The following is a 24,653-nucleotide window of genomic DNA, read 5'->3' as shown; positions in this document are numbered from 1 at the left end:
TACCGCTCGGTAGACCCGTGCCCTACTCTCCCCATCGTGCCAGTGATTACTGGCGGAGTTTTGGGAGGCGGTATGGCGAAGCACGAGCACGTACGGGTGGCGGTGATCGGATCCGGATTCGGCGGCCTGGGCGCGGCGGTCCGGCTGCGCCGCGAAGGCATCACCGACTTCGTCGTCCTGGAGCGGGCCGACGCCGTCGGCGGCACATGGCGCGACAACAGCTACCCCGGGTGCGCCTGCGACGTGCCCTCGCATCTCTACTCCTTCTCCTTCGCGCCCAACCCCGACTGGCCGCGCACCTTCTCCGGCCAGCGGCACATCCGCGCGTACCTGGAGCATGTCACGGACACCTTCGGGCTCCGCCCCCACCTCCGGCTCAGCCACGAGGTGCGGATGATGCGCTGGGACGGCGACGCGCTGCGCTGGGAGATCGAGACCTCGAAGGGCTCCTTCAGCGCGGACGTGGTCGTCTCCGCGACCGGCCCGCTCTCCGACCCGAAGATCCCGGACGTGCCCGGCCTCGACGGCTTCCCCGGCAAGGTCTTCCACTCCGCCCGCTGGGACCACGACTACGACCTCACCGGCAAGCGCGTCGCCATGATCGGCACCGGCGCCTCCGCCATCCAGATCGTGCCCGCGATCCAGCCCACCGTCGGCCGGCTCACCCTCTTCCAGCGCACACCCCCCTGGGTCATGCGCCGCATGGACCGGCGCATCACCGGCGCCGAGCGCTGGCTCCACCGCACCCTGCCCTTCACCGGCACCGCCCGCCGCGGACTGCTCTGGGGCATCAGGGAGTTGCAGGTCAGCGCGTTCACCAAGCGCCCCGGCGTGCTCGGCCTGATCGAGAACCTCGCCAGGGCCAACCTCGCCAAGTCCATCAAGGACCCCGCGCTGCGCGCCAAGCTCACCCCGTCGTACCGCTTCGGATGCAAGCGCATCCTGCTCTCCGGCGAGTACTACCCCGCGCTCGCCCAGCCCAATGTGGACGTCGTCGCCTCCGGACTCCGCGAGGTCCGCGGCGCCACGGTCGTGGCCGCCGACGGCACCGAGACCGAGGTCGACGCGATCATCTTCGGCACCGGCTTCCACGTCACCGACATGCCGATCGCCGACCGCGTCGTCGGCGCCGAGGGCCTCACGCTCGCCGAGTCCTGGAAGGACGGCATGGAGTCGCTGCGCGGCGCCACCGCCGCCGGCTTCCCCAACTGGATGACGATCATCGGCCCCAACACCGGCCTCGGGAACTCCTCCATGATCCTCATGATCGAGTCCCAGCTGAACTACCTCGCCGACTACATGCGCCAGCTGACCGTCCTCGGCGGCCGGGTCGCGCTCGCCGCCCGCCCCTCCGCCGTCGGCGCCTGGAACCGCAAGGTCCAGTCCCGGATGGAACGCACCGTCTGGAAGTCCGGCGGCTGCGACAGCTGGTACCTCGACGCCAACGGCCGCAACACCACCCTGTGGCCCGGCACCACCGGAGAGTTCCGGCGCGAGACCCGCCAGGTCGACCTCGCCGAGTACGAGATCATCCGCCCCAAGGCGGCCCCGGCCACCGCCGAACACGCCCCGCGCGACACGGAGGCCGTCGCATGAGCCGTCTCACCGGACGCACCGGCGGCCCCGCCGCCACACCCCCGCAGCCCGCCCGGGAGCTGACCGCCGTCTCCGCCGACGGCTCACGCCTCCACGTCGAGGTGTACGGCCCCGAAGGCGCCCCGGCCGTCGTCCTCGCCCACGGCTGGACCTGCTCGATACAGTTCTGGGCCGCGCAGATCCGCGACCTCGCCACCGACCACCGCGTGATCGCCTACGACCAGCGCGGACACGGCCGCTCCCCGCTGCCGGGCCCCGGCGGCTACAGCACCGACGCCCTCGCCGACGACCTCGAAGCCGTCCTCGGCGCCAGCCTCGCCCCCGGCGAGAAGGCCGTCGTCGCCGGCCACTCCATGGGCGGCATGACGATCATGGCCGCGGCGGACCGGGCCGGCTTCCGCGAGCACGCCGTCGCCGTCCTGCTGTGCAGCACCGGCTCCGGCCGCCTGGTCGCCGAGTCCACCGTCGTACCACTGCGGCCGAGCCGGCTGCGGACCCGCCTGACCAAGGCGATCCTCGGCGCACGGGCACCCCTCGGGCCGGTCACCCCCCTCTCCAAGAAGGTGCTCAAGTACGCCACGATGGGACCGGGTGCCGCGCCCGATCGGGTCGAGGTCTGCGCCCGTATCGTGCACGCCTGCCCCAGGCCCTCCCGGGTCGCCTGGTCCCACGTCCTCGCCGGGCTCGACCTCGCGGCCGGCGTACGGGAACTGACCGTGCCGGCCGCCGTGATCGCCGGCACCGCCGACCGGCTCACCCCGCCCGTGCACGCACGCGCGCTCGCGGCCGAACTCCCCCAGTGCGTCGGCCTCGTCGAGCTGACCGGGACGGGACACATGACCCCGGTGGAGGCCCCCGAGGCCGTCACCGCCAAGATCCGTGACCTGGTGACGGCATACGCGAGGCCGGCCCGGACGAAGGAGGAAGCGGTATGACCAGGGTGAGCCTGGATGGACAGGTGGCGGTCGTCACCGGCGCGGCACGCGGGGTCGGGGAACTGCTCGCCCGCAAGCTCTCCGCACGCGGCGCGAAGATCGCGCTGGTCGGCCTGGAGCCGGACGAGCTCAAGCAGGTGGCCGGCCGGCTGCACACCGACAGCGACTGGTGGCACGCCGACGTCACCGACCACGAGGCGATGGCCCGGGTCGCGGCCGAGGTCAAGGAACGCTTCGGCAAGGTCGACATCGTCGTCGCCAACGCCGGCGTCGCCTCCGGCGGCCCCTTCGCCGACTCCGACCCGGTCGCCTGGCGGCGGGTCATCGAGGTCAATCTGATCGGCGGCGCCGTCACGTGCCGGGCGTTCCTGCCCGTCCTGATGGAGAGCCGGGGCTACTTCCTCCAGATCGCCTCCCTCGCCGCGATCACCCCCGCGCCGATGATGACCGCGTACTGCGCCTCCAAGTCGGGCGTCGAGGCCTTCGCGCACAGCCTGCGCGCCGAGGTCGCCTACAAGGGGGTCGGCGTCGGCGTCGGCTACCTGTCCTGGACCGACACCGACATGGTCCGCGGCGCCGACCAGGACGACGTGATGCGCGAGCTGCGGCAGCGGCTGCCCTGGCCGGCCAACCGCACCTACCCGCTGGGCCCAGCCGTCGACCGGATCGTCGCCGGCATCGAGCGCCGCTCGGCCCATGTGTACGCACAGTGGTGGCTGCGCGGGATGCAGGGGGTACGCGGCCACCTCCCCGGCCTCATCGCGAGCGTCGGCCGACGGGAGATGAAGCGGTTCGAACCGAGGCTGGCGAGCGTCTCCAAGGGCCTGGTCGGAGCGGGTGGCGCCGCCGACGAACAGGAGCGCTCGCACCCCGCGAAATGATCGAAATGCGTGCCCTGTGACCCCGTGCCACGCTGGTCGTGCCCAGGGGGCCGCATGCCCCGTTTCCCGCATGCTCACGAGGAGTGAACGTTCATGGGCATGGCAGACCAGTCCAAGGAGAAGGCGGCCCAGCTCAAGGAGCAGGCGAAGCGGAAGGCGGGGGGCGCCTCGCGGGGTGAGGAGTCGAAGCGGGCCACGCAGCGCGAGGAGAACGACCGCGAGACACGCAAGGCACAGCAGGAGGCGGAGGACAAGTTCCGCCAGAACTACGAGCTCTGACCTCTGGTACGAGCGACCGTACGGCCTGATGAGGGAGCCGCACCCGGGGCGCCGGGTGCGGCTCCTTTCCGTATCAGCCCGCGTCAGCCGCGGGGCGGCAGCGGTGGGCGGCGCCGGTCCGGCACGCCTGCGTAGCCCGGAGGCATCGCCGCCGGCTGTTCGCCCAGCAGCGAGAGCGCCAGCCGCACCGCGTCCTCCAGGTCGGTCCGGCGCCCCTCCGCCCAGTCCAGCGGCGTGCGCAGCACCTCCCGGTCCGGCTCCACACCGTGGTTCTCCACCGACCAGCCGTACGCGTCGAACCAGGCCGCGTTCATCGGCACCGTGATCACCGTGCCGTCCATCAGCCGGTGCCGCCCGGTCATCCCGACCACACCGCCCCAGGTCCGCTGGCCCACCACAGGCCCGAGCCCCAGCAGCCGGAACGCTGCCGTGATCATGTCGCCGTCCGAGGAGGTCGCCTCGTCGGCGAGCGCGACGACCGGCCCGCGCGGCGCGTTGGAGGCGTAACTGACCGGCTGCGCGTCCCGGGTGAGGTCCCAGCCGAGGATCTTGCGGGTGAGCTTCTCCACGACCAGCTCGCTGATGTGACCGCCCGCGTTGCCGCGCACGTCCACGATCAGCGCGGGCCGGGCGACCTCAAGGCGCAGATCGCGGTTGAACTGCGCCCAGCCCGAGCCGCCCATGTCGGGGATGTGCAGATAGCCGCACCGCCCGCCGCTCAGCTCCCGGACCACCTGACGGCGTTTGGCCACCCAGTCCTGGTAGCGCAGCGGCCGCTCGTCGATCAGCGGCACCACCGCGACCCGGCGGGCCCGGCCCTCGCCCTCGGCGGGCTCGAAGGTCAGCTCGACCGTCGTGCCGCCGGACGCGGCGAGCAGCGGGTACGGGCCGGTGACCGGGTCGACCGGACGGCCGTCGACATGGGTGAGGACCGCGCCTTCCCGGATGCCCGTACCGGCCAGCGGGGAGCGCGCCTTGGAGTCCGACGACTCGCCCGGCAGGATCCGCTTGACCATCCAGCCGCCGTCACGGCACACGAAGTTGGCGCCCAGCAGACCCATGGGTCGCTGGTAGTGCGGGGGGCCTTCGTTGCGCCGGCCCGCGGTGACATAGGCGTGCGAGGTGCCCAGCTCGCCGAGGACCTCCCGCAGCAGATCGGCGAACTCGTCCGGCGAGGCGACCCGTTCCACCAGCGGCCGGTACTGGTCGAGCACCCCCTGCCAGTCGATCCCGCACATGTGCGGCTCCCAGAAGAACGCCCGGATGACCCGGCCCGCCTCCTCGTACGTCTGGCGCCACTCGGCCGCCGGGTCCACCTGGTGCAGGATCCGCCGCAGGTCCAGATAGACCGTCGAGTCGCTGTCGCCCAACTCGGTGGCCGGCACCGCCCGCAGATCGCCCTCGTCGACCACGACGAGCCGGCTGCCGTCACCGCTCACCGCGAACCAGTCGAGATGGCCGACGAGTTCGGTCTTACGGGCCTTGGAGATGGTGAAGTGCTCCAGGGTGGGACGGCCGGAGGTGTCGGCCGGGTTGGCGAACGTCTCGCCGAGCGCCCCCGAGATCGGCCAGCGCAGCCACACAAGACCGCCGCCGCTGACCGGATGCAGCGCCGAGTACTTGGACGCGGCGACCGGGATCGGGGTGACCCGCTCCGCGAGCCCCTCCACCTCCACCAGCACCGCCCCGTCCCCGGTGTCCGCCTCGCCCGGGTCGAGCCCGCCCGCCGCCGGCCGCCCGTCCGGCAGCAGCGCGAACGGCGACGGCGTCGTCGAGGAGAGCGGTACGAGATACGGGCGGCAGCCCAGCGGGAAGGAGAGGTCGCCGGTGTGCACGTCGTACACCGGGTCGAAGCCGCGCCAGGACAGGAAGGCGAGATAGCGGCCGTCACGGGTGAAGACCGGGTTCTCGTCCTCGAAGCGTCCGTTGGTCACATCGACGACCGTCCGCTCGCCGGGCCCCGCGATCCGGGCCATCTTGATCTGCCGCAGCGACCGCCCCACACCCGGATGCGACCAGGTCAGCCACGTCCCGTCGGGGGAGAACGCGAGATCGCGCACCGGCCCGTTGACCGACCGGATCAGCTCCGTGACCTCTCCGGTGGACTCCTCCGTGGCGTCGAGCAGCAGCAGCCGCCCGTCGTGCGAGGCGAGCGCCAGCCGCTCGCCCTCCGCGTCCGACACCATCTCCTGGACCCGGCCCAGCTTCCCGGAGGCCAGCCGCCGCGTCTCACGGTCGCCGCTCGCCCGCGGCAGCGAGGCGATCTCGACGGCGTCCTCGCCGTCGGCGTCCGTGACATAGGCGACCTGGCCGCCGCTGCCGAGCATCTCCGGCAGCCGCACCCGCACCCCCGGCGTGTCGGTGATGGTCCGGGCGGGCCCGTCGCGGTGGGTGAGCCAGTACAGGCTGCCGCGCACCGCCACCGCACTGGCCCGGCCGGTCTCGTCGACCGCGAGCGCGTCCACATGGTTGGCCGCCGGCACCTGGTACGTACGCCGCCCCGCGCGCGGCCCGCCGAGCCGGACCTCAAGCCGGCGCGGAACCGAGTCCTCGGTCAGCGCGTCGACGATCCACAGCTCGCCCGCGCACTGGTAGACCACCCGCCGCCCGTCGCTGGCGGCATGCCGGGCGTAGAAGTCGGCGTGGTCGGTGTGGCGGCGCAGGTCGGAGCCGTCGTGACGGCAGGAGTAGAGATTGCCGACGCCCTCATGGTCGGAGAGGAACGCGATCCGGTCGCCGACGAACATGGGCGCGTCCAGGTGTCCGCCGAGGTCGGGCAGCAGCCGCTCGCCGTGCAGCCACAGCCGCCCCATGGCCCCGCCGCGGTACCGCTTCCAGGCCGCCGGTTCGTGCGGCGGCTTCCCGGTCAGCAGCAGCGTGCGCCGCTCCCCGTCGATGTCGGCGGCGGCCAGCGAGGAGACCGGCCCCCAGGGCAGTCTGCTGCCGGGGGAGCCGTCGGTGGGGACTTTGTACCCCCAGGAGAAGTGCGAGAAGGGCTGGCCGTGGGAGGAGACGGCGAGGATGTCGCCGTCCGGGGACCAGCCGCAGACCCGGGTGTCCAGCGAGCCCCAGTAGCTGAGCCGGCGGGCCGGGCCGCCCTCGACCGGGGCGAGATGGATCTCGGGGTCGAGGCTGCGCCAGCTGGTGAAGGCGATGTGCCGGCCGTCGTTGGAGAACCGCGGGTGGCCCACCCGCGTCCGGTCGACCGTGACCCGCCACGCCCGGCCAGGGGTGTCGCCCTCGGGGACGAGGGGCGCGACCCACAGGTCATCCTCGGCCACGAAGCACAGCAAGTCGTCGTACAGATGCGGGAAGCGGAGATACGCGACGTCGTGACTCACTCCCCAATGCTTTCCGCGCGCAGGGGGGTCGGCAACTTGTGGCTCGGAAAAGGTGTGGCTCAGAACACATGCGAAACGTTGTCGTTTCGCTGTCGGCCGGGTTACCGTCGTGGTGTACGAAACCGTTTCGTTTCGGAGGCGCGTCATGGCAGGCAAGCTCACTCCCGAACGGGAGGCCGAACTCCACGCGGCGGTCCTCGACCTGCTCCGTGAAGTCGGCTACGAGGGCCTGACCATGGACGCGGTCGCCGCCCGTACGAAGTCCAGCAAGGCCACCCTCTACCGCCAGTGGGGGAGCAAGCCCGAGTTGGTCGCCCGGGCGCTGCGCTGCACCCAGCCCGTCTCCCTGAGCGAGATCGACACCGGCACCCTCCGCGGTGACTTCGCGGTCATGATCCAGCACTCCGACGACGACCAGATGGCCAAGGACGCCGCGCTCATGCGGGGTCTGGCCCACGCCGTCCACGAGAGCCCAGAGCTTCACCGGGCGCTCAAGGACCTCCTGATCGACCCAGAGATCACCGGCCTGCATGCGCTGCTGCAACGGGCCGTCGACCGGGGGGAGATCGCCCCGGACTGTCCGGCCCTCGACTTCGTGCCCCACATGCTCGTCGGAGCGTTCATCGCACTCCCGCTGATCGAGGAACGCTCCGTCGACCGGGCCTTCCTCTCCGACTTCATCGACGCCGTGGTCTTCCCCGCCCTCGGCGTCTGACACGACCGACCAGCACCACCGGTCAAAGCACCACCGGTCAAGCACCACGGACCAGCACCACCGGTCAAAGCACCACCGACCAGCACCACCGGTCAAGCACGACCGACCAGCACCACCGACGCGTCACCGCTCACGCCGTCGGGTCGGCTCCCCATGCCCTGTCCCGCCCACCAATGGGAGTACGCCCCCGTGGCCACGTTCCTCTACAAACTCGGCCGTCTGGCCTTCCGGCGCCGCCGGCTCGCCGCCCTGCTCTGGGTCGCGCTGCTCGCGCTCGCCGGAACCGGCGCCGCCACCGCGCCCGCCGCCACCACCAGCTCCTTCTCCATACCCGGCACGGAGGCCCAGAAGGCCTTCGACCTCCTCGAACAGCGCTTCCCGGAGGCCGCCGCCGACGGCGCCACCGCCCGGATCGTCTTCAAGGCCCCGCAGGGCCAGAAGATGACCGACGCGGCCAACAAGGCCAAGGTCGACAAGACCGTCGCCGAGCTGAAGACCGGCTCCGACCAGATCGCCTCCGTCACCGACCCGTACACCGCCAAGGCCGTCTCCCGCGACGGCTCCACCGCGTACGTCTCCGTCGCGTACAAGGTCAACGGCATGGAGCTCACCGACGCCACCCGCGAGGCGCTGGAGAAGGCCGGGCACCACGCCCAGGGCCAGGGACTGACCGTCGAGATCGGCGGTGACGCGCTCCAGGCCATGCCGGAAACCGGCTCCGGCGAGATCATCGGCGTGATCGTCGCGGGCATCGTCCTCGTCATCACCTTCGGCTCGCTGGTCGCCGCCGGCCTCCCGCTGCTCACCGCCATCATCGGCGTCGGCATCGGCGTCTCGACGATCACCGCGCTGGCGAGCGTCCTCGACCTCGGCTCGACCACCTCCACCCTCGCGATGATGATCGGCCTCGCCGTCGGCATCGACTACGCTCTGTTCATCGTCTCCCGCTACCGCGCCGAGCTCGCCGAGGGCCACGACCGCGAGGAGGCCGCCGGACGGGCCGTCGGCACGGCCGGCTCCGCCGTCGTCTTCGCCGGACTGACCGTCGTCATCGCCCTGGTCGGCCTCGCCGTCGTCAACATCCCGATGCTGACCAAGATGGGCTTCGCCGCCGCCGGCACGGTCGTCATCGCCGTCCTCATCGCGCTCACCCTCATACCGGCACTGCTCGGCTTCGCCGGGACGAAGGTCCTCGGCCGCAAGCAGCGCAAGGGCGGCGCGGTCAGCGACAAGCCCAACATAGGGACCCGCTGGGCCCGGTTCGTCCTGCGCCGCCCGGTGGCCGTACTGCTCGCCGGCGTGCTCGGCCTCGGTGCGATCGCCGTCCCCGCCGCCTCGCTGGAGATGGGCCTGCCCGACGACGGCTCTCAGCCCACCTCCACCACCCAGCGCCGCGCCTACGACCTGCTCTCCGACGGCTTCGGCCCCGGCTCGAACGGCCCCCTGGTGGTCGTGGTCGACGGAGACAAGGCCGCCGCCGACGCCACGGCCAAGACGATCAAGGGCCTGGAGGGCCACGTGTTCGTCAGCCCGCCGACCCTCAACAAGGCCGGCGACACCGCGATGATCACGGTCGTCCCCAAGGACCGCCCGTCCTCGGCCGCGACCGAAGAGCTGGTCCACGACATCCGCGACGCCGGCGGCGACGAGGTCCTGGTCACCGGCGCCACGGCGATGAACATCGACTTCTCGCAGAAGATGAACGACGCGCTGCTTCCCTACCTCGCGCTCGTCGTCGGACTCGCCTTCCTGCTCCTGATGGTCGTCTTCCGCTCGATCCTGGTCCCGCTCAAGGCAGCGCTCGGCTTCCTGCTCTCGGTGGTCGCCGCGCTCGGCGCGGTCGTCGCGGTCTTCCAGTGGGGCTGGCTCGGCGACCTCTTCGGCGTCGAACAGACCGGCCCGATCATGTCGATGATGCCGATCTTCATGGTGGGCGTGGTCTTCGGTCTCGCCATGGACTACGAGGTCTTCCTGGTCACCCGAATGCGCGAGGCGTATGTCCACGGGGAGCGCCCCGGCGAGGCGATCGTGACCGGCTTCCGCCACGGCGCCCGGGTGGTCACCGCCGCGGCCGTGATCATGATGGCCGTCTTCGCGGGCTTCATCGGCTCCAGCGAACAGATGGTGAAGATGATCGGCTTCGGCCTCGCGGTCGCCGTCCTCTTCGACGCCTTCGTGGTCCGCATGGCGATCGTCCCGGCCGTACTGGCACTGCTCGCCCACAAGGCCTGGTGGCTGCCGCGCTGGCTCGACCGTGCGCTGCCGAACGTGGACGTCGAGGGCGAGGGCCTGCGCGAACAACTCGGCGGCCCGGCGCCCGAGGACGACCGGGAGCTCGTCAAAGCCTGACGTCTGTCATCTGATGTCTGTCATCCGTCATCGGGCATCTGAAGCCTGATATCTGGCGGACGACCGTATGCCGTCACCGCGTCGTCATCGACGCCGTGACGGCATACGTGTGTTTGAGGAACCGCACCAGCGCGGAGGTGTCGAACTGCACCACCGCGACCCCGTCGTCCGTGTGGAACTCCACCACCGTCTGCACCCGGCCGCACGGCCAGATGTCGATGTCGTCGCGGTGGGTCGGGGCGCGTAGCCCGGATTCGAGCAGCTCGCGAGGGAAGCTCCACTCGCTTCCGCTGGGGAAGGCGAACCGTACGGCCGCCGGATCGGTGCCCGGGTCGTAGCGCAGGGAGACCGGGACGGCCCGGGAGAGGGGGGCGTCGGTGATGATCCGGCCCTTGGCGTGGTCTTCGACAGCGGGACTCTGGGCGGCGGCGGACATCGGCCGACTCCTCTTTTCGTCCTATTTGCCCTCCAATGTGCCACATTCTGGGCGCCGCGGCCTCCCCTGGCCACGCTTATCCCGCTCTTATTCGTGACCTTCTTGTTCTTGCAACCTCTTTGCAGAAGGCCGCATCATCGAACGGTTCCGCTTCCATCCCTCGAACCGGCCGAAAGCAGACCCCGCCATGCATGTCCCCGACGGATTCATCAACGCCCCCGTCTCCGTCGCCGCAGGCGTCGCCGCCGCGGGCGCCGTGGCCGTCGGCCTGAAGGGCGCCCGGCGGGAACTGGACGAAAAGACCGCCCCGCTCGCCGGCCTCGTCGCCGCGTTCATCTTCGCCGTGCAGATGCTGAACTTCCCCGTCGCCGCCGGCACCAGCGGCCACCTCCTCGGGGGCGCGCTCGCCGCCATCCTCGTGGGGCCGTACACCGGAGTGCTCTGCATCTCCGTCGTCCTGCTCATGCAGGGCATCCTCTTCGCCGACGGCGGCCTGACCGCGCTCGGCGTCAACATCACCGTCATGGGCGTCGTCACCGTCGTCGTCTCGTACGCCCTCTTCCGCGGCCTGGTGAAGGTGCTGCCGCGCACCCGCCGCTCCCTCACCGCCGCCTCCTTCGCCGCCGCGCTGGTCTCCGTACCGGCCTCGGCCGCCGCCTTCACCCTGCTCTACGCGATCGGCGGCACCACCCACGTCCCGGTCGGCAAGGTCCTCACCGCCATGGTCGGCGTCCACGTCCTCATCGGCATCGGCGAGGCGGTCATCACCATGCTCACCGTCGGCGCCGTCGTCGCCGTCCGCCCCGACCTCGTCTACGGCGCCCGTGGCCTGAGCGCCCCGCTCAAGCTGCGCGTCGGCGGCGAACTCGTCGACGCCGCCCCTGCCCCCCAGGCCCCCATCGCCGCCCGCTCCCCGAAGAAGCTGCTGCTCAGCGGCCTGGCCGCCGCCCTGCTGCTCGCCGGCTTCGTCTCCTTCTACGCCTCCGCCAGCCCCGACGGCCTGGAGAAGGTCGCCGCCGACCAGGGCATCGACAAGAACGTCGAGGACCACGCCGCCGCCGACTCCCCGCTCGCCGACTACGGCGTCAAGGGCATCGAGGCCCCGCGCCTCTCCGGCGGCCTCGCGGGCGTGATCGGCGTCGGCGCCACCGTCCTCGTCGGCGGCGGCGTCTTCTGGGCCGTCCGCCGCCGCCCCGCCGCGCAGGCGTCGGACTGACATGGGCGCGGGCCACACCCACCAGCTCTACCGCCACGGCGACTCGCTCCCGCACCGGCTGCCTCCGCACTGCAAGCTCGTCGCCGTGCTCGGCTTCGTGCTGGTCGTGGTCTCCACACCGCGCGAGGCGATGTGGGCCTTCGCGCTGTACGCCGTGCTGCTCGCCGCGGTCGCGGCCCTGGCCCGCATCCCGGCCGGCCTGCTCCTCAAGCGCCTCGCGATCGAGATCCCGTTCGTCGCCTTCGCGCTGCTCATGCCGTTCGTCGTGCCCGGCGAGCAGACCGAGGTCCTCGGCGTCCAGCTCAGCGTCCCGGGCCTCTGGGGCGCCTGGAACGTCCTCGCCAAGGGCACCCTCGGCGTCGCCGCCTCCGTCCTGCTCGCCGCCACCACCGAGCTGCGCGCCCTGCTCCTCGGCCTCCAGCGGCTCAGGCTCCCGCCGCTGCTGGTCCAGATCGCCTCCTTCATGATCCGCTACGGCGATGTGATCACCGACGAGATGCGGCGGATGTCGATCGCCCGCCGCTCCCGGGGCTTCGAGGCGAGCGGCGTACGGCATTGGGGCGTCCTTGCCAAGTCCGCCGGCGCGCTCTTCATCCGCTCGTACGAACGCGGGGAGCGGGTGCACCTGGCGATGGTGAGCCGCGGCTACACCGGGTCGATGCCGGTCATCGACGACGTGTCCGCGACCCGTACCCAGTGGGCGTACGCCGCCGCCCTCCCCGCCGCTGCCCTGCCGATCTGCCTGCTGGGATGGACCCTATGACCGACCCCCTCGCCACGACCGACTCACCCGACTCGCCGGCCTCACTGGCGGTGCGCGGGCTCGCGTACGCCTACCCCGACGGCCACCAGGCCCTCTTCGGCGTCGACCTCACCGTCGGCCGCGGCGAACGGGTCGCCCTGCTCGGCCCCAACGGCGCCGGCAAGACCACCCTCGTCCTGCACCTCAACGGCATCCTCACCGGCGGCGCGGGCACGGTCACCGTCGCGGGTCTGCCCGTCGCCAAGCAGCACCTCGCCGAGATCCGGCGCCGCGTCGGCATCGTCTTCCAGGACCCCGACGACCAGCTCTTCATGCCCACCGTCCGCGAGGACGTGGCCTTCGGTCCGGCCGCCGCCGGACTGCGCGGCGCCGACCTGGACGCCGTGGTGCGCCGCGCGCTGGAGCAGGTCGGCATGGCGGAGTTCGCCGACCGCCCCCCGCACCACCTCTCCTTCGGCCAGCGGCGCCGCGTCGCCGTCGCGACCGTCCTCGCCACCGAGCCGGAGATCCTCGTCCTCGACGAGCCCTCCTCCAACCTCGACCCCGCCTCCCGGCGGGAACTGGCCGACATCCTCCGCTCGCTCGACGTCACCGTCCTGATGGTCACCCACGACCTGCCGTACGCCTTGGAGCTCTGCCCCCGTTCGGTGATCCTCAGCGACGGCGTGATCGCCGCCGACGGGAGTACCCAGGACGTGTTGAGCGACCCCGAGCTGATGCGCCGCCACCGCCTGGAGCTGCCGTACGGCTTCGATCCACTGTCGGTGACCCCGGCCGCCCGGGGCTGAGGCACCCCCGGAATCCGTGCTTCGAAGCCCACGTTGCACCATGGGGTGGCACCGAACGGGTGCTGGGAAAGGGAGCGTGGAGCGTGGACGTCCGGGGCACGGTGGCGGCGGGATTCGAGCCGGTCAGGGACGCCTTCCTGCGCAACTTCGCCGAGGGCGGCGAGCGCGGCGCGGCCGTCGCCGTCTACCGCCACGGCACCAAGGTCGTCGACCTGTGGGCCGGCACGCGTGACGTCGACGGGAGCGCCCCCTGGGCCGTGGACACCGCGCAGATCGTCCGATCCGCCACCAAGGGCGTGGCCGCCGCGGTCCCGCTGCTGCTGCACCAGCGCGGCCAGCTCGACCTGGACGCCCCGGTCGGCACGTACTGGCCGGAGTTCAAGGCGGCAGGCAAGGACCGGGTGACCGTACGGCAGCTGCTGTCCCACCGCGCGGGCCTGCCCGTCCTGGACCGTCCGCTCACCCTCGCCGAGGCGATCGACCCCGAGGCGTCGGGCGCGGCCGTCGCCGCGCAGGCGCCGGTGTGGGAGCCCGGCACGGACCACGGCTACCACCCGCACACCTTCAGCTGGCTGCTGAGCGGCCTGGTCAAGCGGGTCACCGGCCGTTCCATAGGCCGCTGGGTGGCGGAGGAGATCGCCCGCCCCCTGGGCCTGGACCTATGGATCGGCCTCCCGGTGGACGAGGCCCACCGGGCCGGCCGCGTCGGGCCCGTCGAGGAGCCCGAGACCCCGCAGGGCCCCGGCCTCAAGCTCCGCCCCAAGCGCGCGGTCACCGAGGCGTACCGCGACCCGGCCTCCCTCACCCGCCGCGCCTTCGGCGCGATCGACCCCGCGCCCGACGAGAACGACCCCGCCTACCGTGCCGCCGAACTCCCCGGCTCCGCCGGTGTCTCCACCGCCCGCGCCCTGGCCCGCTTCTACGCGGCCACCATCGGCCCGGTCGACGGCCACCGCCTCTTCGCCCCGGCGACCCTCACCCTCGCCCGTACGGAGGAGTCCACCGGCCCGGACCGGATCCTCGTCGTCAACACCCGCTTCGGCCTGGGTTACATGCTGCACAGCACGGCCTCCCCGTTCCTCGCGCCCGGCTCGTTCGGCCACCCGGGCCGCGGCGGTTCGCTGGGGTTCGCCGACCCGGAGAGCGGGATCGCCTTCGGCTACGTCACTAACGGCATGCGCAAGACGGTCACGGCGGACCCGCGGGCGCAGGCGCTGGTACGGGCGGTCCGCTCGGCGATCTGACGGCGGCCCGGGGTCTGGTGACGGCGGAGGCCACGACGCCATGATCGCCCCATGAATCGTTTCGAGGGGTACGGCGTACTGATCACCGGCGCGGCACGCGGCATCGGCGAGGCCACCGCCCGCAGACTCGCCGCGGAGGGCGGGCGGATCCTGCTGACGGACATCGACGAGGACGCGGCGGCCCGCGCGGCCGAGTCCATCCCCGGGGCGCTTCCGCTGCGCTGCGACGTCGGCGACCGGGCGTCGGTCGAGGCGGCGGTGGCGTACGCGGCCGACCGCTTCGGCGGCCTCGACGTGCTCGTCAACAACGCCCTCGCGCGCGTGGCGCCGGACGCCGAACGGATCGAGGACGAGGGCGACGAGGGCTGGCGGCAGAACCTCGACGTGACCCTCATGGGCGCCTTCCGCTGCGCCCGCGCCGCGATGCCGCTGCTTGCGGCGTCGGGCCGGGGCGCGATCGTCAACATCGGCTCCGTCAACGCCGAACAGGACTTCGGCAACCACGCCTACAGCGCGGCCAAGGCGGGCCTCGCCTCCTTCACCCGCACCCTGGCGGGCGACGCGGCCCCGCGCGGCGTCCGCGTCAACCAGATCAACCCGGGCACTATCGCCACCCGCGCCTGGGAGGGCCGCGCCAAGGACCTCACCCGCCTCGCGGACCACGTCTACCCCCTCGGCCGCGTCGGCACCCCGGACGACATCGCCTCGGCGGTCGCCTTCCTGGCCTCCTCGGACGCCTCCTGGATCACGGGCACGACGCTGCGGGTGGACGGCGGGCTGCTGGCGGTGAACACGGGCTTCGCCTGGGCGATGAACGGGGTTCAGGAGTAGCGTTTCCGCCTCCGCCGCGCGGCGGAGGCGGTTGGTCCTGCCGGTCGATGGCCGGCTCCCCGGGGCGCAGAACGATGGGTGGGTACCCGCCTTCGTCGCCAAGGAACCGGCCATGACCACCCTCGCCGCCCCCCGCTGGACCCACTACGCCGCGCACGCCGTTCCGCTGGTCGTCCTGCCCTCCGGGCTCTGGCGGGTCGGCCTGGTGACCGGGGTCCCGGGGGTGCTGTTCGGGGCCCCGTACGACTGGGGGCCGTGGGAACGGCCGTACGTTCTCGCGCTCTCCGTCGTCTCCGAGGCGCTGGCCCTGCTCGCCTTCGCGCTCGTCCGTCCCTGGGGCGAGGTCGTGCCCCGCTGGGTGCCGCGCCTGCGGGGCCGCCGTATCCCTGTGACCCTGGTCGCGGTGCCCGCCGCGACCGGCGCCTTCCTGGTCACCGTGCTCTTCGCCTACGGCACCCTGAACCACTTCTTCCACTTCGTCCCGCCCCTGAACGACACCGGCGCCACCTTCCCGACCTCCGGCCCCGCCGCCTGGGCCCTGGTCATCTGCTACGCCCCTCTCCTGGCCTGGGGCCCCCTCGTGGCCGCGCTCACCGCGTCGTACGTTCGCCGCCGCCGCGTCCCGGTGACCCGCCACCTCTGAATGGCCCCACCGGCGTGCCCGCCCCGCCCGCCCCGCTTAGCGTCGTCATGCCGTGCCCGAAGTCAGTGAGAGGAACGTCCATGGCCGTCGTGGTGAGCATTGTGTGGCCCGAGATCACTCCCGAGGTGTACGACCAGTCGCGTGCCCGGGTGCGGTGGGAGGAGGAGCCTCCGGACGGGCTCGTGATGCATGCGAGCTGGTTCGAAGGGGGACTGCGGGTGATCGACGTGTGGGAGTCGCAGGACCAGTTCGAGCGGTTCATCGCCGGCCGGATCGGACCCGTGGTCCAGGGCGAGCTGGGTGTGGGCAGCGACCCGCAGGTGACCGTCTCCTCGCTCCACCGGCGCTTCGTCGCCCCGGGCGTCAGCGGCGCTGCCTAGCCCGGACCGGATCAGGCCGGCGGCTCCTCGTCGCGCGGCGCCGCGCCCAGCCCTCTCAGGAACACGTCCAGCCCCTCGGTGAACTCCCGTTCCGCCGTCACCCCACGCGCCGTGCGGGCCGTTTCCGACATGTAGGGGAAATCGGCCTCGGGCAGGGCCGCGATGGTGTCGGTGCCGTCGCCCGCCAGGGGGCCGAGGTGTTCGAGCTGGATGGCGCCGGTGACGTAACTGACCAGACCGCGCAGGGCGATGACCCGCCGCTCGCCGGTGATGCCGGCTTGGGTGAGGATCGCGAGGACGGTCTCCGACCAGCGCAGGCCGCTCGGTGAGCGGTGTCGGTGGGTGACGGTGAGGGGGACGGCAGCCGGGTGGGCGGCGACGGCCGTGCGGAGGCGGTCGGCCATGGTGGCGATCCGCTCGCGCCAGTCCGCCGAGGGCGGAGGCGGTGTGGTGTCGACCGCGCCGAGGACGAGGTCGACGACGAGCCCTTCGAGCTCCTCGCGGTCCTCCACGTACCGGTACAGGGCCATCGGGCTCATCCCGAGCTCCTTGGCGACCGTACGCATGGAGAGCCCGGCGAGGCCGTCGCGGTCGAGAACCGTCAGCGCGGCGGAGGCCAGTTGGCGGGGGGTGAGGGAGCGTGGGCGGGGCATGGCGATTGACAGCGTACGGTATACGCCTATGCTCGTAGGTGTACGGCGTACTCCTACGAAGGGAAGCGTCCCGATGCCTCCGTCCCACCTGCGCCTCGCCCCCGGATCCACCCTCCCCGCCCGCCCGTTCACGCCCGTCCTCGGCGAACCGGTCCCCGTCCCCGACCCGGACCGGCTCGTCCACCTCCAGTTCCGGCGCTTCGCCGGCTGCCCGGTCTGTCATCTCCACCTGCGGTCGGTGGTCACCCGCCACGACGAGATCGAGCGCGCCGGGATCCGCGAGGTCGTCGTCTTCCACTCACCCGCCGGCGAACTGCGCCCGCACGTCGAGCAGCTCCCCTTCGCCGTCGTCGCCGACCCGGCCAAGCGGCTGTACGCGGAGTTCGGTGTCGAGGCCGCGCCCCGCGCCCTGCTCGACCCGCGTGCGTGGGGGCCGGTCGTCCGGGCCTTGCTGGTCGGTACGGCGCAGATCCTGCGGGGTGGCGGGCACGCTCCGGCGCTGCGTCAGGAGCACGGCCGGCTCGGGCTGCCCGCGGACTTCCTCATCGGGACGGACGGGCGGATTCTCGCCGCCAAGTACGGCGCCCACATCAACGACCAGTGGTCCGTCGACGAACTCCTCACCCTCGCCGAGCGGGCCAAGGCCGCCGCCTCGACCGTCCACTGAACCTCAGGCGCCGGGCCGCCCCGCGCTCAACTCCCGTACAGCATCAGGGCGATTCCCGCCGCCATCAGCGCCGCCGCCGCGATCCGTGGCGTGCCGAAGCGCTCCTTGAAGAACAGCGCCCCGATCGCCGCGCCCACGATGACGGAGGACTCCCGCAGCGCCGCGATCGGGGCGAGCGCCGCCTTCGTCTGGGCCCACAGGACGAGCGCGTACGCCGAGACCGACAGGGCCGCGCCCACCGCGCCCCACGTCACGTACGGCCGCAGCTGGGCGACCAGCGCGCCCCTGCGGCGCGCCAGGGTGTACAGCGGGATCGCCGTGCCCTGGAGGAGCATCAGCCAGGCGATGTAGCCGAGCGCGGTGCCCGACGCGCGCACCCCGAGCCCGTCCAGGACCGAGTACGCGGCGATCGCCAGGCCCGTCCCGCCCGCCGCGAGGAGCGCCGGCCAGTGGGGGCGGACGCCCGGCCCTCCCCGGCTCCGGATGCCCCACACCGCGAGCCCGACCAGACCCGCGCACGCCACCGCCACGCCCGCCAGCTGAGGGCCGTCCGGGATCTCGTGGGCGAAGACCGCCGCGAGCCCGGTCACCGCGAGCGGGGCCGTGCCCCGCGCGATCGGGTACACCTGGCCGAAGTCGCCGAGGGTGAACGACCGCATCAGCAGGGCCATGTAGCCGACGTGCACCAGTGCGGAGGCGATCAGGTACGGCCACGCCTCCGGCGCCGGGAGCTGCACGAAGACGGCGGCGAGGGCCCCGATGAGGGTCCCGCCGCCGGATATGAGGGTGAAGGAGAGGAGCTGGTCCTTGATGTGATGGGCGATCGCGTTCCAGCTGGCGTGGGTGACAGCGGCCAGCAGCACGGCCGCCGCGACGACCGGCGTCACGCGCCACGCCCGGTCGGGGCTTCGGTGGTGGTCATGGCCCGCACGCTATCGGTGGTTGTACGGGCCATGGAGACCCCCGATGCGCCGGTCGCCCCTACCGCGCCTTCAGCACGGAGGCGACCACCGGCCCAGCCGCGTCGCCGCCGTGGCCGCCCGACTCGACCACCGCCGCGGCGGCGAGGTCGTCGGCGAAGGCGGTGAACCAGCTGTTGGAGGTGGCTTGGTTGTCGACCTCCGCCGAGCCGGTCTTGGCGCCCTTGAAGCCGCCCACCCCGGCCATCGCCGTACGGCCCGTGCCGTCGCCGGCGGTGGCGGTCGCGTTCATCATCTGCTTCAGCGCCCCGGCGATACGGCCGGGGAGCCGCTGCGCGGTGGCCAGTTCGCGGTCGTCCAGGTCCTGCGGGACGATGACCGGCTGCTTGAACGCGCCGGACTTGGCGGTGGCGGCGATGGACGCGACGTTGAGCGCGTTCATCTGGACCTTGCCCTGGCCTATGTACGAGGCGGCGGTCTCGCCGCCGGAGGAGGGCGGCACCTTCCCGTCGAAGGAGACGATGCCGGTCTGCCACTCCAGGCCGATGCCGAAGTACTTCCGGGCCGTGTCACCGAGGGCGGTGTTCTCGATGCCCTTGGTGTTGAGGGGGCCGATCGCCTTGATGAAGGCGGTGTTGCAGGAGCGGCGGAAGGAGGCCTCGAAAGTACCGTTGTCGATCTTGAAGTGGTCGAGGTTGCGGAAGGGGACGCCCTCCCACGAGACCGTCGCCGGACACTCCACCTTCGCGTCCGGGCCGGAGACGATCCCCTGGTCCATCATCATCGCGGCGGTCACGATCTTCATCGTGGAGCCGGGGGCCTGGGAGCCCATGAAGGCCGTGTTGTAGCCGTTCGCGGGGGTATTGGCGACCGCCCTTATCTCTCCGGTCGAGGGCTTGATCGCCACGACCGACGCCTTGCCGTACTTCTTCACGGCCTTCTCGGCGGCGGCCTGCACGCCGGCGTCCAGGGTCGTCCTCAGCTCGCCCGGCTTGCCCTTGGTGAGCGTGAGCAGGGTCGTGTCGGCCACAGTCTGCGAGCCGCTGTCGACGAAGGTCTCGACCCCGGGGGTGCCGGTCGTCTTCGCCCCGTACTTCTTGCGGAGCTCGTCCAGGATCGGGCCGAGGGAGGGGTACTTCTCCTTCGTCAGCTCGACGCCGCTGTGGTCGACGGCCTTGATCTCGGCCGTCTTCGCCGCCCCGGTCTTCAGGGTGGCGGTCTTCGTGAGCTTGGGGTGGATGACGGTCGGCTGCCAGTCCACCAGCGCCTTGCCGGTGGTCAGTCCGCGTACCACCGTCAGCGACGAGGAGTAGGCCAGCGGCTTCGAGACGCCCTTGTACGTCACGGTCGCGGCGACCGTGAACGGCACCCTGGTCCCGCTCGGCGTGCCGGGCGTGATGACCGCCTTCGAGACATGGGCCTGGGTCCGGAAGCCCTCGACCGCCGTCCCGGCGGCGCCAGAGTTGTTGGTGAGCTGCGCGGCCTTGTCGCTCTCGCCCGCGGCCCATGCGGCGAGGAACTCCTCGGCGGCCTGTTTCACCTCGTCCGGGGTCACCGGGCCGCTCTTCTTCGTCTCCGCGGACTTGGTGGACGTACCGCCGCCGTTACCGCTCAGCCCGTTCCACAGGTTGTAGCCCCCGTACCCCACCCCACCGGCGACGACCACGAACACCCCGCCGACGACGGCGACCTTCGCTCCGCTGCGCATGCTGTTCAGTTCCCTCCCCCAAGAGTGCACTTGAACATGTTCAAGTGCCTGACGGAGCGGACTCTACGCGACAGTAGTGACGAGAGGGGCGGTCGTTACCCGACCGTGGCCACCCCGCCCGTCACACCCAGGTGTCCAGCCACATCCGGGACCGCCAGGCGTCCATCGGGATTGCCTCGCCCGTGTACAGCGGCCAGAAGTAGATGAAGTTCCAGACGATCAGCAGCACCAGCACACCCGCGCCGACCGCGCCCACCGTGCGCCGGCGTTCGTCCGAGCCCGGTGGGCCGATGATCGCGCCGATCATCATCGACACGGCGAGACACAGGAACGGCACGAACACCACCGCGTAGAAGAGGAAGATCGTCCGCTCCTGGTAGAAGAACCACGGCAGCCAGCCCGCCGCGACCCCGCATGCGATCGCGCCCGCCCGCCAATCGCGCCGGAAGAACCACCGCCACAGCACGTAACACAGCGCGAAGCACGCCGCCCACCACAGCAGCGGCGTTCCGATCGCCAGGACCTCCCGGGCGCACTTCTCCGTCGCGTCGACCGGGCAGCCGTCCCGGCCCGGGGCCGGGTCCTCGTAGAAGTACGAGACCGGGCGGCCCAGGACGATCCAGCTCCAGGGGTTCGACTCGTAGGTGTGGCCTGAGGTGAGGTTGACGTGGAACTTGTAGACCTCGGTCTCGTAGTGCCACAGGCTGCGCAGCCAGTCCGGCAGCCATCCCCATGTCCCGCCGCCTCCGCCGGGCCGCTCGGCCCAGTCGCGGAAGTACCCCTTGTCCGAGGCGATCCAGCCGGTCCAGGAGGCGATGTACGTGACCACGGCGACCGGCACCACCGACACGAACGCCGGCACCAGATCCCGCTTGAGCACCGCCGCGTACGGGCTGATCGCACCGGCCGTCCGGCGCCCGCCCGCGTCCCACAGCACCGCCATGACCCCGAACGCGGCCATGATGTACAGCCCGTTCCACTTCGTCGCGAACGCCAGGCCCAGCATCACGCCCGCCGCGATCCGCCACGGCCGAAGGCCCAGCCGCAGTGTCTCGGCGACCTCCGCGTCCGGCCGCAGCAGGCCCTCCTCGTCCCGGGGCAGCGCCGCCGCCAGCCGCCGCCGGGCATGGTCACGGTCGATCAGCAGACAGCCGAACGCCGCGAGGACGAAGAACATCAGTACCTGATCGAGCAGCGCCGCGCGGCTCATCACGAAATGCAGTCCGTCCACGGCGAGCAGCAGACCGGCCAGACAGCCAAGGAACGTCGAGCGGAACAGCCGCCGCCCGATCCGGCACAGCATCAGCACCGACAGCGTGCCGAGCACCGCCACCATGAACCGCCAGCCGAACGGCGTGAAGCCGAACAGCTGTTCACCCAGGCCGATCACCCACTTGCCGACCGGCGGATGCACGACATAGCCCGGCTCGGTGGGGATCGCCACCGCGTCCGGGTTCGCCAGGATCGACTTGTCGACGTCCTTCGGCCACGCGCCCTCGTACCCCTGGTTGACCAGCGCCCAGGCGTCCTTGGCGTAGTACGTCTCGTCGAATATCACCGCCTTGGGGCTGCCCAGGTGCCAGAACCGCAGCAGCCCCGCCACCAGCGCCACCAGCAGCGGGCCGCCCCAGGCCGCGAGGCGCGTCAGCCGGTCCGCGCGCGACGGGGAGACCCCCAGCAGCGACCACATCCGCTCCGACGGCCGGGTGTACGGCGGTACGAGCCGCTCCCGCAGCCCGATCTCCGCGCGCGGCGCGTAGCCGTATCGGCGCAGGCGCTGCTGCCACGAAGGCGGCGAGTCCCCGGCGTCCTGTCCGTGCAGGGCCTCTGGCGCAGTACTGGTCACCGCGCCATCGTAGGGAACGCGTCTGTGCGAGTCGCCCGTCCGGGCTGCGAGGATGACCCATGTGACAGGAACGCTGGTACTCGCAGGGACCCCCATCGGTGACATCGCGGACGCCCCACCGCGGCTCGCCGCCGAGCTGGAGACGGCCGACATCGTCGCGGCCGAGGACACCCGCCGGCTGCGCGGGCTGACCCGGGCGCTCGGCATCCACACCACCGGCCGGGTCGTGTCGTACTTCGAGGGCAACGAGTCGGCGCGCACCCCTGAACTGGTCGAGGCCCTGGAGGGCGGCGCACGGGTCCTGCTGGTCACCGACGCGGGCATGCCGTCCGTCTCCGACCCCGGCTACCGCCTGGTCGCCGCCGCCGTGGAGAAGGACATCAAGGTCACCGCGGTGCCCGGCCCGTCCGCCGTGCTCACCGCGCTGGCCCTGTCCGGACTGCCCGTCGACCGCTTCTGCTTCGAGGGCTTCCTGCCACGCAAGGCAGGCGAGCGGCTCGGCAGGCTGCGCGAGGTCGCCGGCGAGCGGCGCACCCTCGTCTACTTCGAGGCCCCGCACCGGCTCGACGACACGCTCGCCGCGATGGCCGAGGTCTTCGGCGTGTCGCGGCGCGCCGCCGTCTGCCGCGAGCTCACCAAGACGTACGAGGAGGTCAAGCGCGGCGGCCTCGGCGAGCTCGCCGAGTGGGCGAAGGAGGGCGTACGCGGCGAGATCACCGTCGTCGTCGAGGGCGCCCCCGAGACCGGCCCCGAAGAGCTGGACGCCGACGAGCTGGTGCGCCGTGTGCGGGTGCGCGAGGAGGCGGGGGAGCGCCGTAAGGAGGCCATCGCGGCGGTCGCCGCCGAGGCGGGCCTGCCCAAGCGGGAGGTGTTCGACGCCGTGGTGGCGGCGAAGACCGCGGACCGGGAAGACCGCGGTCCGAAAGGCACCCGGGACCGGTAAAGGGCTAATCTGAAAAGAAGGCTTTGCCCGTGCGGTAGGCCTTTCGGCAACGGAAGACCCAAAAGAACTCCATGGTTCAACCGGCGCTGATGCGCTCCGGCCGAAATGGGCGTCCACTGGATCAGTGGAGAGGAGCTGGGATGAGTGAGATCACCGGCACATCCGTCGGCCACGAGTCGTACGCCTTCGCGTGCATGCGCTGCGGATACGGCTGGGAGCAGTCGTACGACATCGAGCACCACACCGACGCCGCTCGCCACGAACTGGTCGTCTACCGCACGAAGGGACAGCGGGTCCCCTCCCCGCTCTCCAACCCGACCTGTCTGAACTGCGGAAGCCATGTCGTCCGCATCATGCGGGCGGGTCAGGTCTCCGCCGTCCGGGAGTACATGGAACGGGCCGACGAGTCCTGGTCGTACCCGCCGGTCGCCACGGCCGGACCCATCGGCCAGAAGACGTCGGGCCGGCCCGCAGCCCCGGCCGAGGAACCCCCGGCCGAGCACCGCTGGCACCTCTCCGACCTGCTCCACCCCTTCAGAGAGCGCGGGTAACCCGATCGCGGCCCGCCGCGCCGTCCTCGTACGATCGGGGCCATGAGCTCGAAGGACGCCCCGCCGCCGCTGCCCGAACCGCTTCTGGTGCCGGTGGCGGATTCGCACACCCATCTGGACATGCAGAGCGGCTCGGTCGAGGAGGCCCTCGTCAAGGCCGCCGCCGTCGGTGTCACCACCGTCGTCCAGGTCGGCTGCGACCTCAAGGGCTCCCGCTGGGCGGCCGAGACCGCCGCCCAGTACGAGCAGGTCCACGCGGCCGTCGCCCTGCACCCCAACGAAGCGCCGCGCATCGTGCTCGGAGATCATGGGGGCACCTCCCAGCCCCCTGGGGCTGGGGGAGGCTGGTCGCGCCAGGGCGCCCGGGACGCGGGCGGGGACGCCGCCCTCGACGAGGCGCTCGCCGAGATCGACCGGCTCGCCGCCCTGCCGGAGGTCAAGGCCGTCGGCGAGACCGGCCTGGACTACTTCCGTACCGGCCCCGAGGGCATGGCCACCCAGGAGCGCTCCTTCCGCGCCCACATCGAGATCGCCAAGCGGCACGGCAAGGCGCTCGTCATCCACGACCGTGAGGCCCACGCCGACGTGCTGCGCGTCCTCGCCGAGGAGGGCGCCCCCGAGCGGACCGTCTTCCACTGCTACTCCGGCGACGCCGAGATGGCCGAGATCTGCGCCGCCCGCGGCTACTACATGTCCTTCGCCGGCAACGTCACCTTCAAGAACGCCCAGCCGCTGCGGGATGCGCTCGCCGTCGCCCCGCTGGAACTGGTCCTGGTCGAGACCGACGCGCCCTTCCTCACCCCCGCGCCCTACCGGGGGCGGCCGGGCGCCCCCTACCTGATCCCGGTCACCGTCCGGGCCATGGCCGCCGTCCGGGGCATCCACGAGGACACCCTCGCCGAGGCCATCGGCGCGAACACCGCGCGTGCGTTCGACTACTGACAAACCCCGACGATCACTGATACATA

General features: G+C 72.0%; 23 protein-coding genes. 17 read left to right on the top strand and 6 right to left on the bottom strand.

Annotated features, from left to right (window positions below; all coding sequences use genetic code 11):
- Nucleotides 1-72: 72 nt before the first annotated feature.
- The 4 genes from ACZ7LT_RS23710 (at nt 73) to ACZ7LT_RS23695 (ending at nt 3,691) form a co-directional block, all read left to right on the top strand.
- Entirely contained in the window at nt 73-1,596 is a 1,524-nt protein-coding gene (locus ACZ7LT_RS23710) for a flavin-containing monooxygenase (RefSeq protein WP_471238083.1), read from the top strand.
- Entirely contained in the window at nt 1,593-2,531 is a 939-nt protein-coding gene (locus ACZ7LT_RS23705) for an alpha/beta fold hydrolase (protein ID WP_471238081.1), read from the top strand. The genes ACZ7LT_RS23710 and ACZ7LT_RS23705 overlap by 4 nt, the downstream gene beginning before the upstream one ends.
- A complete protein-coding gene (locus tag ACZ7LT_RS23700) occupies nt 2,528-3,412 on the top strand; it encodes an SDR family oxidoreductase (protein ID WP_471238080.1) in 885 nt (294 codons plus the stop codon). Before ACZ7LT_RS23705 ends, ACZ7LT_RS23700 begins: the two co-directional genes overlap by 4 nt.
- Nucleotides 3,413-3,511: 99 nt before the next feature.
- Nucleotides 3,512-3,691, top strand: coding sequence for a hypothetical protein (locus ACZ7LT_RS23695; protein WP_471238079.1), 180 nt, complete (start codon nt 3,512-3,514; stop codon nt 3,689-3,691).
- 83 nt (nt 3,692-3,774) lie between these two features.
- Here ACZ7LT_RS23695 and ACZ7LT_RS23690 read toward each other — a convergent pair whose 3' ends face one another.
- Nucleotides 3,775-7,032 carry a S41 family peptidase gene (locus ACZ7LT_RS23690; protein WP_471238078.1) on the bottom strand — a complete coding sequence of 1,086 codons (3,258 nt, stop codon included), beginning with the start codon at nt 7,030-7,032 and terminating at the stop codon, nt 3,775-3,777.
- A 145-nt stretch (nt 7,033-7,177) separates the two neighbouring features.
- Here ACZ7LT_RS23690 and ACZ7LT_RS23685 point away from each other — a divergent pair, with 145 nt between their 5' ends.
- Together ACZ7LT_RS23685 and ACZ7LT_RS23680 are read left to right on the top strand one after the other, a co-directional pair.
- Complete coding sequence (locus ACZ7LT_RS23685) at nt 7,178-7,747, top strand: TetR/AcrR family transcriptional regulator (RefSeq protein ID WP_471238077.1); 570 nt, start codon at nt 7,178-7,180, stop codon at nt 7,745-7,747.
- 189 nt (nt 7,748-7,936) lie between these two features.
- A complete protein-coding gene (locus tag ACZ7LT_RS23680; RefSeq protein WP_471238076.1) occupies nt 7,937-10,096 on the top strand; it encodes an MMPL family transporter in 2,160 nt (719 codons plus the stop codon).
- Nucleotides 10,097-10,169: 73 nt separating this feature from the next.
- On the opposite strand, the gene ACZ7LT_RS23675 is transcribed toward ACZ7LT_RS23680, so the two are convergent.
- Nucleotides 10,170-10,532, bottom strand: a complete 363-nt coding sequence (locus ACZ7LT_RS23675; RefSeq protein WP_471238075.1) for an SsgA family sporulation/cell division regulator — start codon at nt 10,530-10,532, stop codon at nt 10,170-10,172.
- 187 nt (nt 10,533-10,719) lie between these two features.
- Between ACZ7LT_RS23675 and ACZ7LT_RS23670 the strand changes: the two genes are divergently transcribed.
- The 7 genes from ACZ7LT_RS23670 to ACZ7LT_RS23640 all read left to right on the top strand — a co-directional run bounded on the left by ACZ7LT_RS23670 (nt 10,720) and on the right by ACZ7LT_RS23640 (nt 16,397).
- On the top strand, nt 10,720-11,748 hold the full coding sequence (locus ACZ7LT_RS23670; RefSeq protein ID WP_471238074.1) for an energy-coupling factor ABC transporter permease: 1,029 nt from the start codon (nt 10,720-10,722) through the stop codon (nt 11,746-11,748).
- Between the two features lies 1 nt (nt 11,749).
- On the top strand, nt 11,750-12,511 hold the full coding sequence (gene cbiQ, locus ACZ7LT_RS23665) for a cobalt ECF transporter T component CbiQ (RefSeq protein ID WP_471238073.1): 762 nt from the start codon (nt 11,750-11,752) through the stop codon (nt 12,509-12,511).
- Complete coding sequence (locus tag ACZ7LT_RS23660; protein ID WP_471238072.1) at nt 12,508-13,299, top strand: energy-coupling factor ABC transporter ATP-binding protein; 792 nt, start codon at nt 12,508-12,510, stop codon at nt 13,297-13,299. The genes cbiQ and ACZ7LT_RS23660 overlap by 4 nt, the downstream gene beginning before the upstream one ends.
- 83 nt (nt 13,300-13,382) lie before the next feature.
- Nucleotides 13,383-14,543, top strand: a complete 1,161-nt coding sequence (locus tag ACZ7LT_RS23655) for a serine hydrolase domain-containing protein (RefSeq protein WP_471238071.1) — start codon at nt 13,383-13,385, stop codon at nt 14,541-14,543.
- 51 nt (nt 14,544-14,594) lie between these two features.
- Entirely contained in the window at nt 14,595-15,374 is a 780-nt protein-coding gene (locus ACZ7LT_RS23650) for an SDR family NAD(P)-dependent oxidoreductase (RefSeq protein ID WP_471238070.1), read from the top strand.
- 112 nt (nt 15,375-15,486) lie between these two features.
- The gene (locus tag ACZ7LT_RS23645; RefSeq protein WP_471238069.1) at nt 15,487-16,017 is read left to right on the top strand and encodes a hypothetical protein; all 531 of its coding nucleotides are present in this window, start codon (nt 15,487-15,489) and stop codon (nt 16,015-16,017) included.
- A gap of 80 nt (nt 16,018-16,097) precedes the next feature.
- Complete coding sequence (locus ACZ7LT_RS23640) at nt 16,098-16,397, top strand: hypothetical protein (RefSeq protein ID WP_471238067.1); 300 nt, start codon at nt 16,098-16,100, stop codon at nt 16,395-16,397.
- A gap of 11 nt (nt 16,398-16,408) precedes the next feature.
- Here the strand turns inward: ACZ7LT_RS23640 and ACZ7LT_RS23635 are convergent, their stop codons facing one another.
- A complete protein-coding gene (locus tag ACZ7LT_RS23635) occupies nt 16,409-17,050 on the bottom strand; it encodes a TetR/AcrR family transcriptional regulator (RefSeq protein WP_471238066.1) in 642 nt (213 codons plus the stop codon).
- 73 nt (nt 17,051-17,123) lie between these two features.
- Between ACZ7LT_RS23635 and ACZ7LT_RS23630 the strand changes: the two genes are divergently transcribed.
- Complete coding sequence (locus tag ACZ7LT_RS23630) at nt 17,124-17,717, top strand: peroxiredoxin-like family protein (protein ID WP_471238065.1); 594 nt, start codon at nt 17,124-17,126, stop codon at nt 17,715-17,717.
- A 26-nt stretch (nt 17,718-17,743) separates the two neighbouring features.
- Here the strand turns inward: ACZ7LT_RS23630 and ACZ7LT_RS23625 are convergent, their stop codons facing one another.
- The 3 genes from ACZ7LT_RS23625 to ACZ7LT_RS23615 all read right to left on the bottom strand — a co-directional run bounded on the left by ACZ7LT_RS23625 (nt 17,744) and on the right by ACZ7LT_RS23615 (nt 22,191).
- Nucleotides 17,744-18,604, bottom strand: coding sequence for an EamA family transporter (locus ACZ7LT_RS23625; RefSeq protein ID WP_471238064.1), 861 nt, complete (start codon nt 18,602-18,604; stop codon nt 17,744-17,746).
- A 94-nt stretch (nt 18,605-18,698) separates the two neighbouring features.
- Nucleotides 18,699-20,345 (bottom strand): penicillin-binding transpeptidase domain-containing protein, encoded by a 1,647-nt coding sequence (locus tag ACZ7LT_RS23620; RefSeq protein WP_471238063.1) that lies wholly within the window; start codon nt 20,343-20,345, stop codon nt 18,699-18,701.
- A gap of 121 nt (nt 20,346-20,466) precedes the next feature.
- Nucleotides 20,467-22,191, bottom strand: coding sequence for a dolichyl-phosphate-mannose--protein mannosyltransferase (locus ACZ7LT_RS23615; RefSeq protein WP_471238062.1), 1,725 nt, complete (start codon nt 22,189-22,191; stop codon nt 20,467-20,469).
- 52 nt (nt 22,192-22,243) lie between these two features.
- Here ACZ7LT_RS23615 and rsmI point away from each other — a divergent pair, with 52 nt between their 5' ends.
- The 3 genes from rsmI (at nt 22,244) to ACZ7LT_RS23600 (ending at nt 24,627) form a co-directional block, all read left to right on the top strand.
- The gene (gene rsmI / locus ACZ7LT_RS23610; RefSeq protein WP_471238061.1) at nt 22,244-23,134 is read left to right on the top strand and encodes a 16S rRNA (cytidine(1402)-2'-O)-methyltransferase; all 891 of its coding nucleotides are present in this window, start codon (nt 22,244-22,246) and stop codon (nt 23,132-23,134) included.
- Between the two features lie 140 nt (nt 23,135-23,274).
- Entirely contained in the window at nt 23,275-23,685 is a 411-nt protein-coding gene (locus tag ACZ7LT_RS23605; RefSeq protein WP_471238060.1) for a hypothetical protein, read from the top strand.
- Nucleotides 23,686-23,727: 42 nt separating this feature from the next.
- On the top strand, nt 23,728-24,627 hold the full coding sequence (locus tag ACZ7LT_RS23600; protein ID WP_471238059.1) for a TatD family hydrolase: 900 nt from the start codon (nt 23,728-23,730) through the stop codon (nt 24,625-24,627).
- Nucleotides 24,628-24,653: the final 26 nt, after the last annotated feature.

Source organism: Streptomyces sp. NPDC039465 (assembly GCF_055639315.1).
This window is presented reverse-complemented; position numbering and strand designations above follow the sequence as displayed.

Bases quoted from the DNA above. Each gene is read 5' to 3' on its own strand.
- ACZ7LT_RS23700 (WP_471238080.1), top strand. From the start codon at position 2,528: ATGACCAGGGTGAGCCTGGATGGACAGGTGGCGGTCGTCACCGGCGCG.
- ACZ7LT_RS23630 (WP_471238065.1), top strand. From the start codon at position 17,124: ATGCCTCCGTCCCACCTGCGCCTCGCCCCCGGATCCACCCTCCCCGCC.
- ACZ7LT_RS23660 (WP_471238072.1), top strand. From the start codon at position 12,508: ATGACCGACCCCCTCGCCACGACCGACTCACCCGACTCGCCGGCCTCA.
- cbiQ (WP_471238073.1), top strand. From the start codon at position 11,750: ATGGGCGCGGGCCACACCCACCAGCTCTACCGCCACGGCGACTCGCTC.
- ACZ7LT_RS23675 (WP_471238075.1), bottom strand. From the start codon at position 10,532: ATGTCCGCCGCCGCCCAGAGTCCCGCTGTCGAAGACCACGCCAAGGGC.
- ACZ7LT_RS23645 (WP_471238069.1), top strand. From the start codon at position 15,487: ATGACCACCCTCGCCGCCCCCCGCTGGACCCACTACGCCGCGCACGCC.
- ACZ7LT_RS23600 (WP_471238059.1), top strand. From the start codon at position 23,728: ATGAGCTCGAAGGACGCCCCGCCGCCGCTGCCCGAACCGCTTCTGGTG.
- ACZ7LT_RS23710 (WP_471238083.1), top strand. From the start codon at position 73: ATGGCGAAGCACGAGCACGTACGGGTGGCGGTGATCGGATCCGGATTC.
- ACZ7LT_RS23670 (WP_471238074.1), top strand. From the start codon at position 10,720: ATGCATGTCCCCGACGGATTCATCAACGCCCCCGTCTCCGTCGCCGCA.
- ACZ7LT_RS23695 (WP_471238079.1), top strand. From the start codon at position 3,512: ATGGCAGACCAGTCCAAGGAGAAGGCGGCCCAGCTCAAGGAGCAGGCG.
- ACZ7LT_RS23620 (WP_471238063.1), bottom strand. From the start codon at position 20,345: ATGCGCAGCGGAGCGAAGGTCGCCGTCGTCGGCGGGGTGTTCGTGGTC.
- ACZ7LT_RS23640 (WP_471238067.1), top strand. From the start codon at position 16,098: ATGGCCGTCGTGGTGAGCATTGTGTGGCCCGAGATCACTCCCGAGGTG.
- ACZ7LT_RS23605 (WP_471238060.1), top strand. From the start codon at position 23,275: ATGAGTGAGATCACCGGCACATCCGTCGGCCACGAGTCGTACGCCTTC.
- ACZ7LT_RS23705 (WP_471238081.1), top strand. From the start codon at position 1,593: ATGAGCCGTCTCACCGGACGCACCGGCGGCCCCGCCGCCACACCCCCG.
- ACZ7LT_RS23685 (WP_471238077.1), top strand. From the start codon at position 7,178: ATGGCAGGCAAGCTCACTCCCGAACGGGAGGCCGAACTCCACGCGGCG.
- rsmI (WP_471238061.1), top strand. From the start codon at position 22,244: ATGACCCATGTGACAGGAACGCTGGTACTCGCAGGGACCCCCATCGGT.
- ACZ7LT_RS23650 (WP_471238070.1), top strand. From the start codon at position 14,595: ATGAATCGTTTCGAGGGGTACGGCGTACTGATCACCGGCGCGGCACGC.
- ACZ7LT_RS23635 (WP_471238066.1), bottom strand. From the start codon at position 17,050: ATGCCCCGCCCACGCTCCCTCACCCCCCGCCAACTGGCCTCCGCCGCG.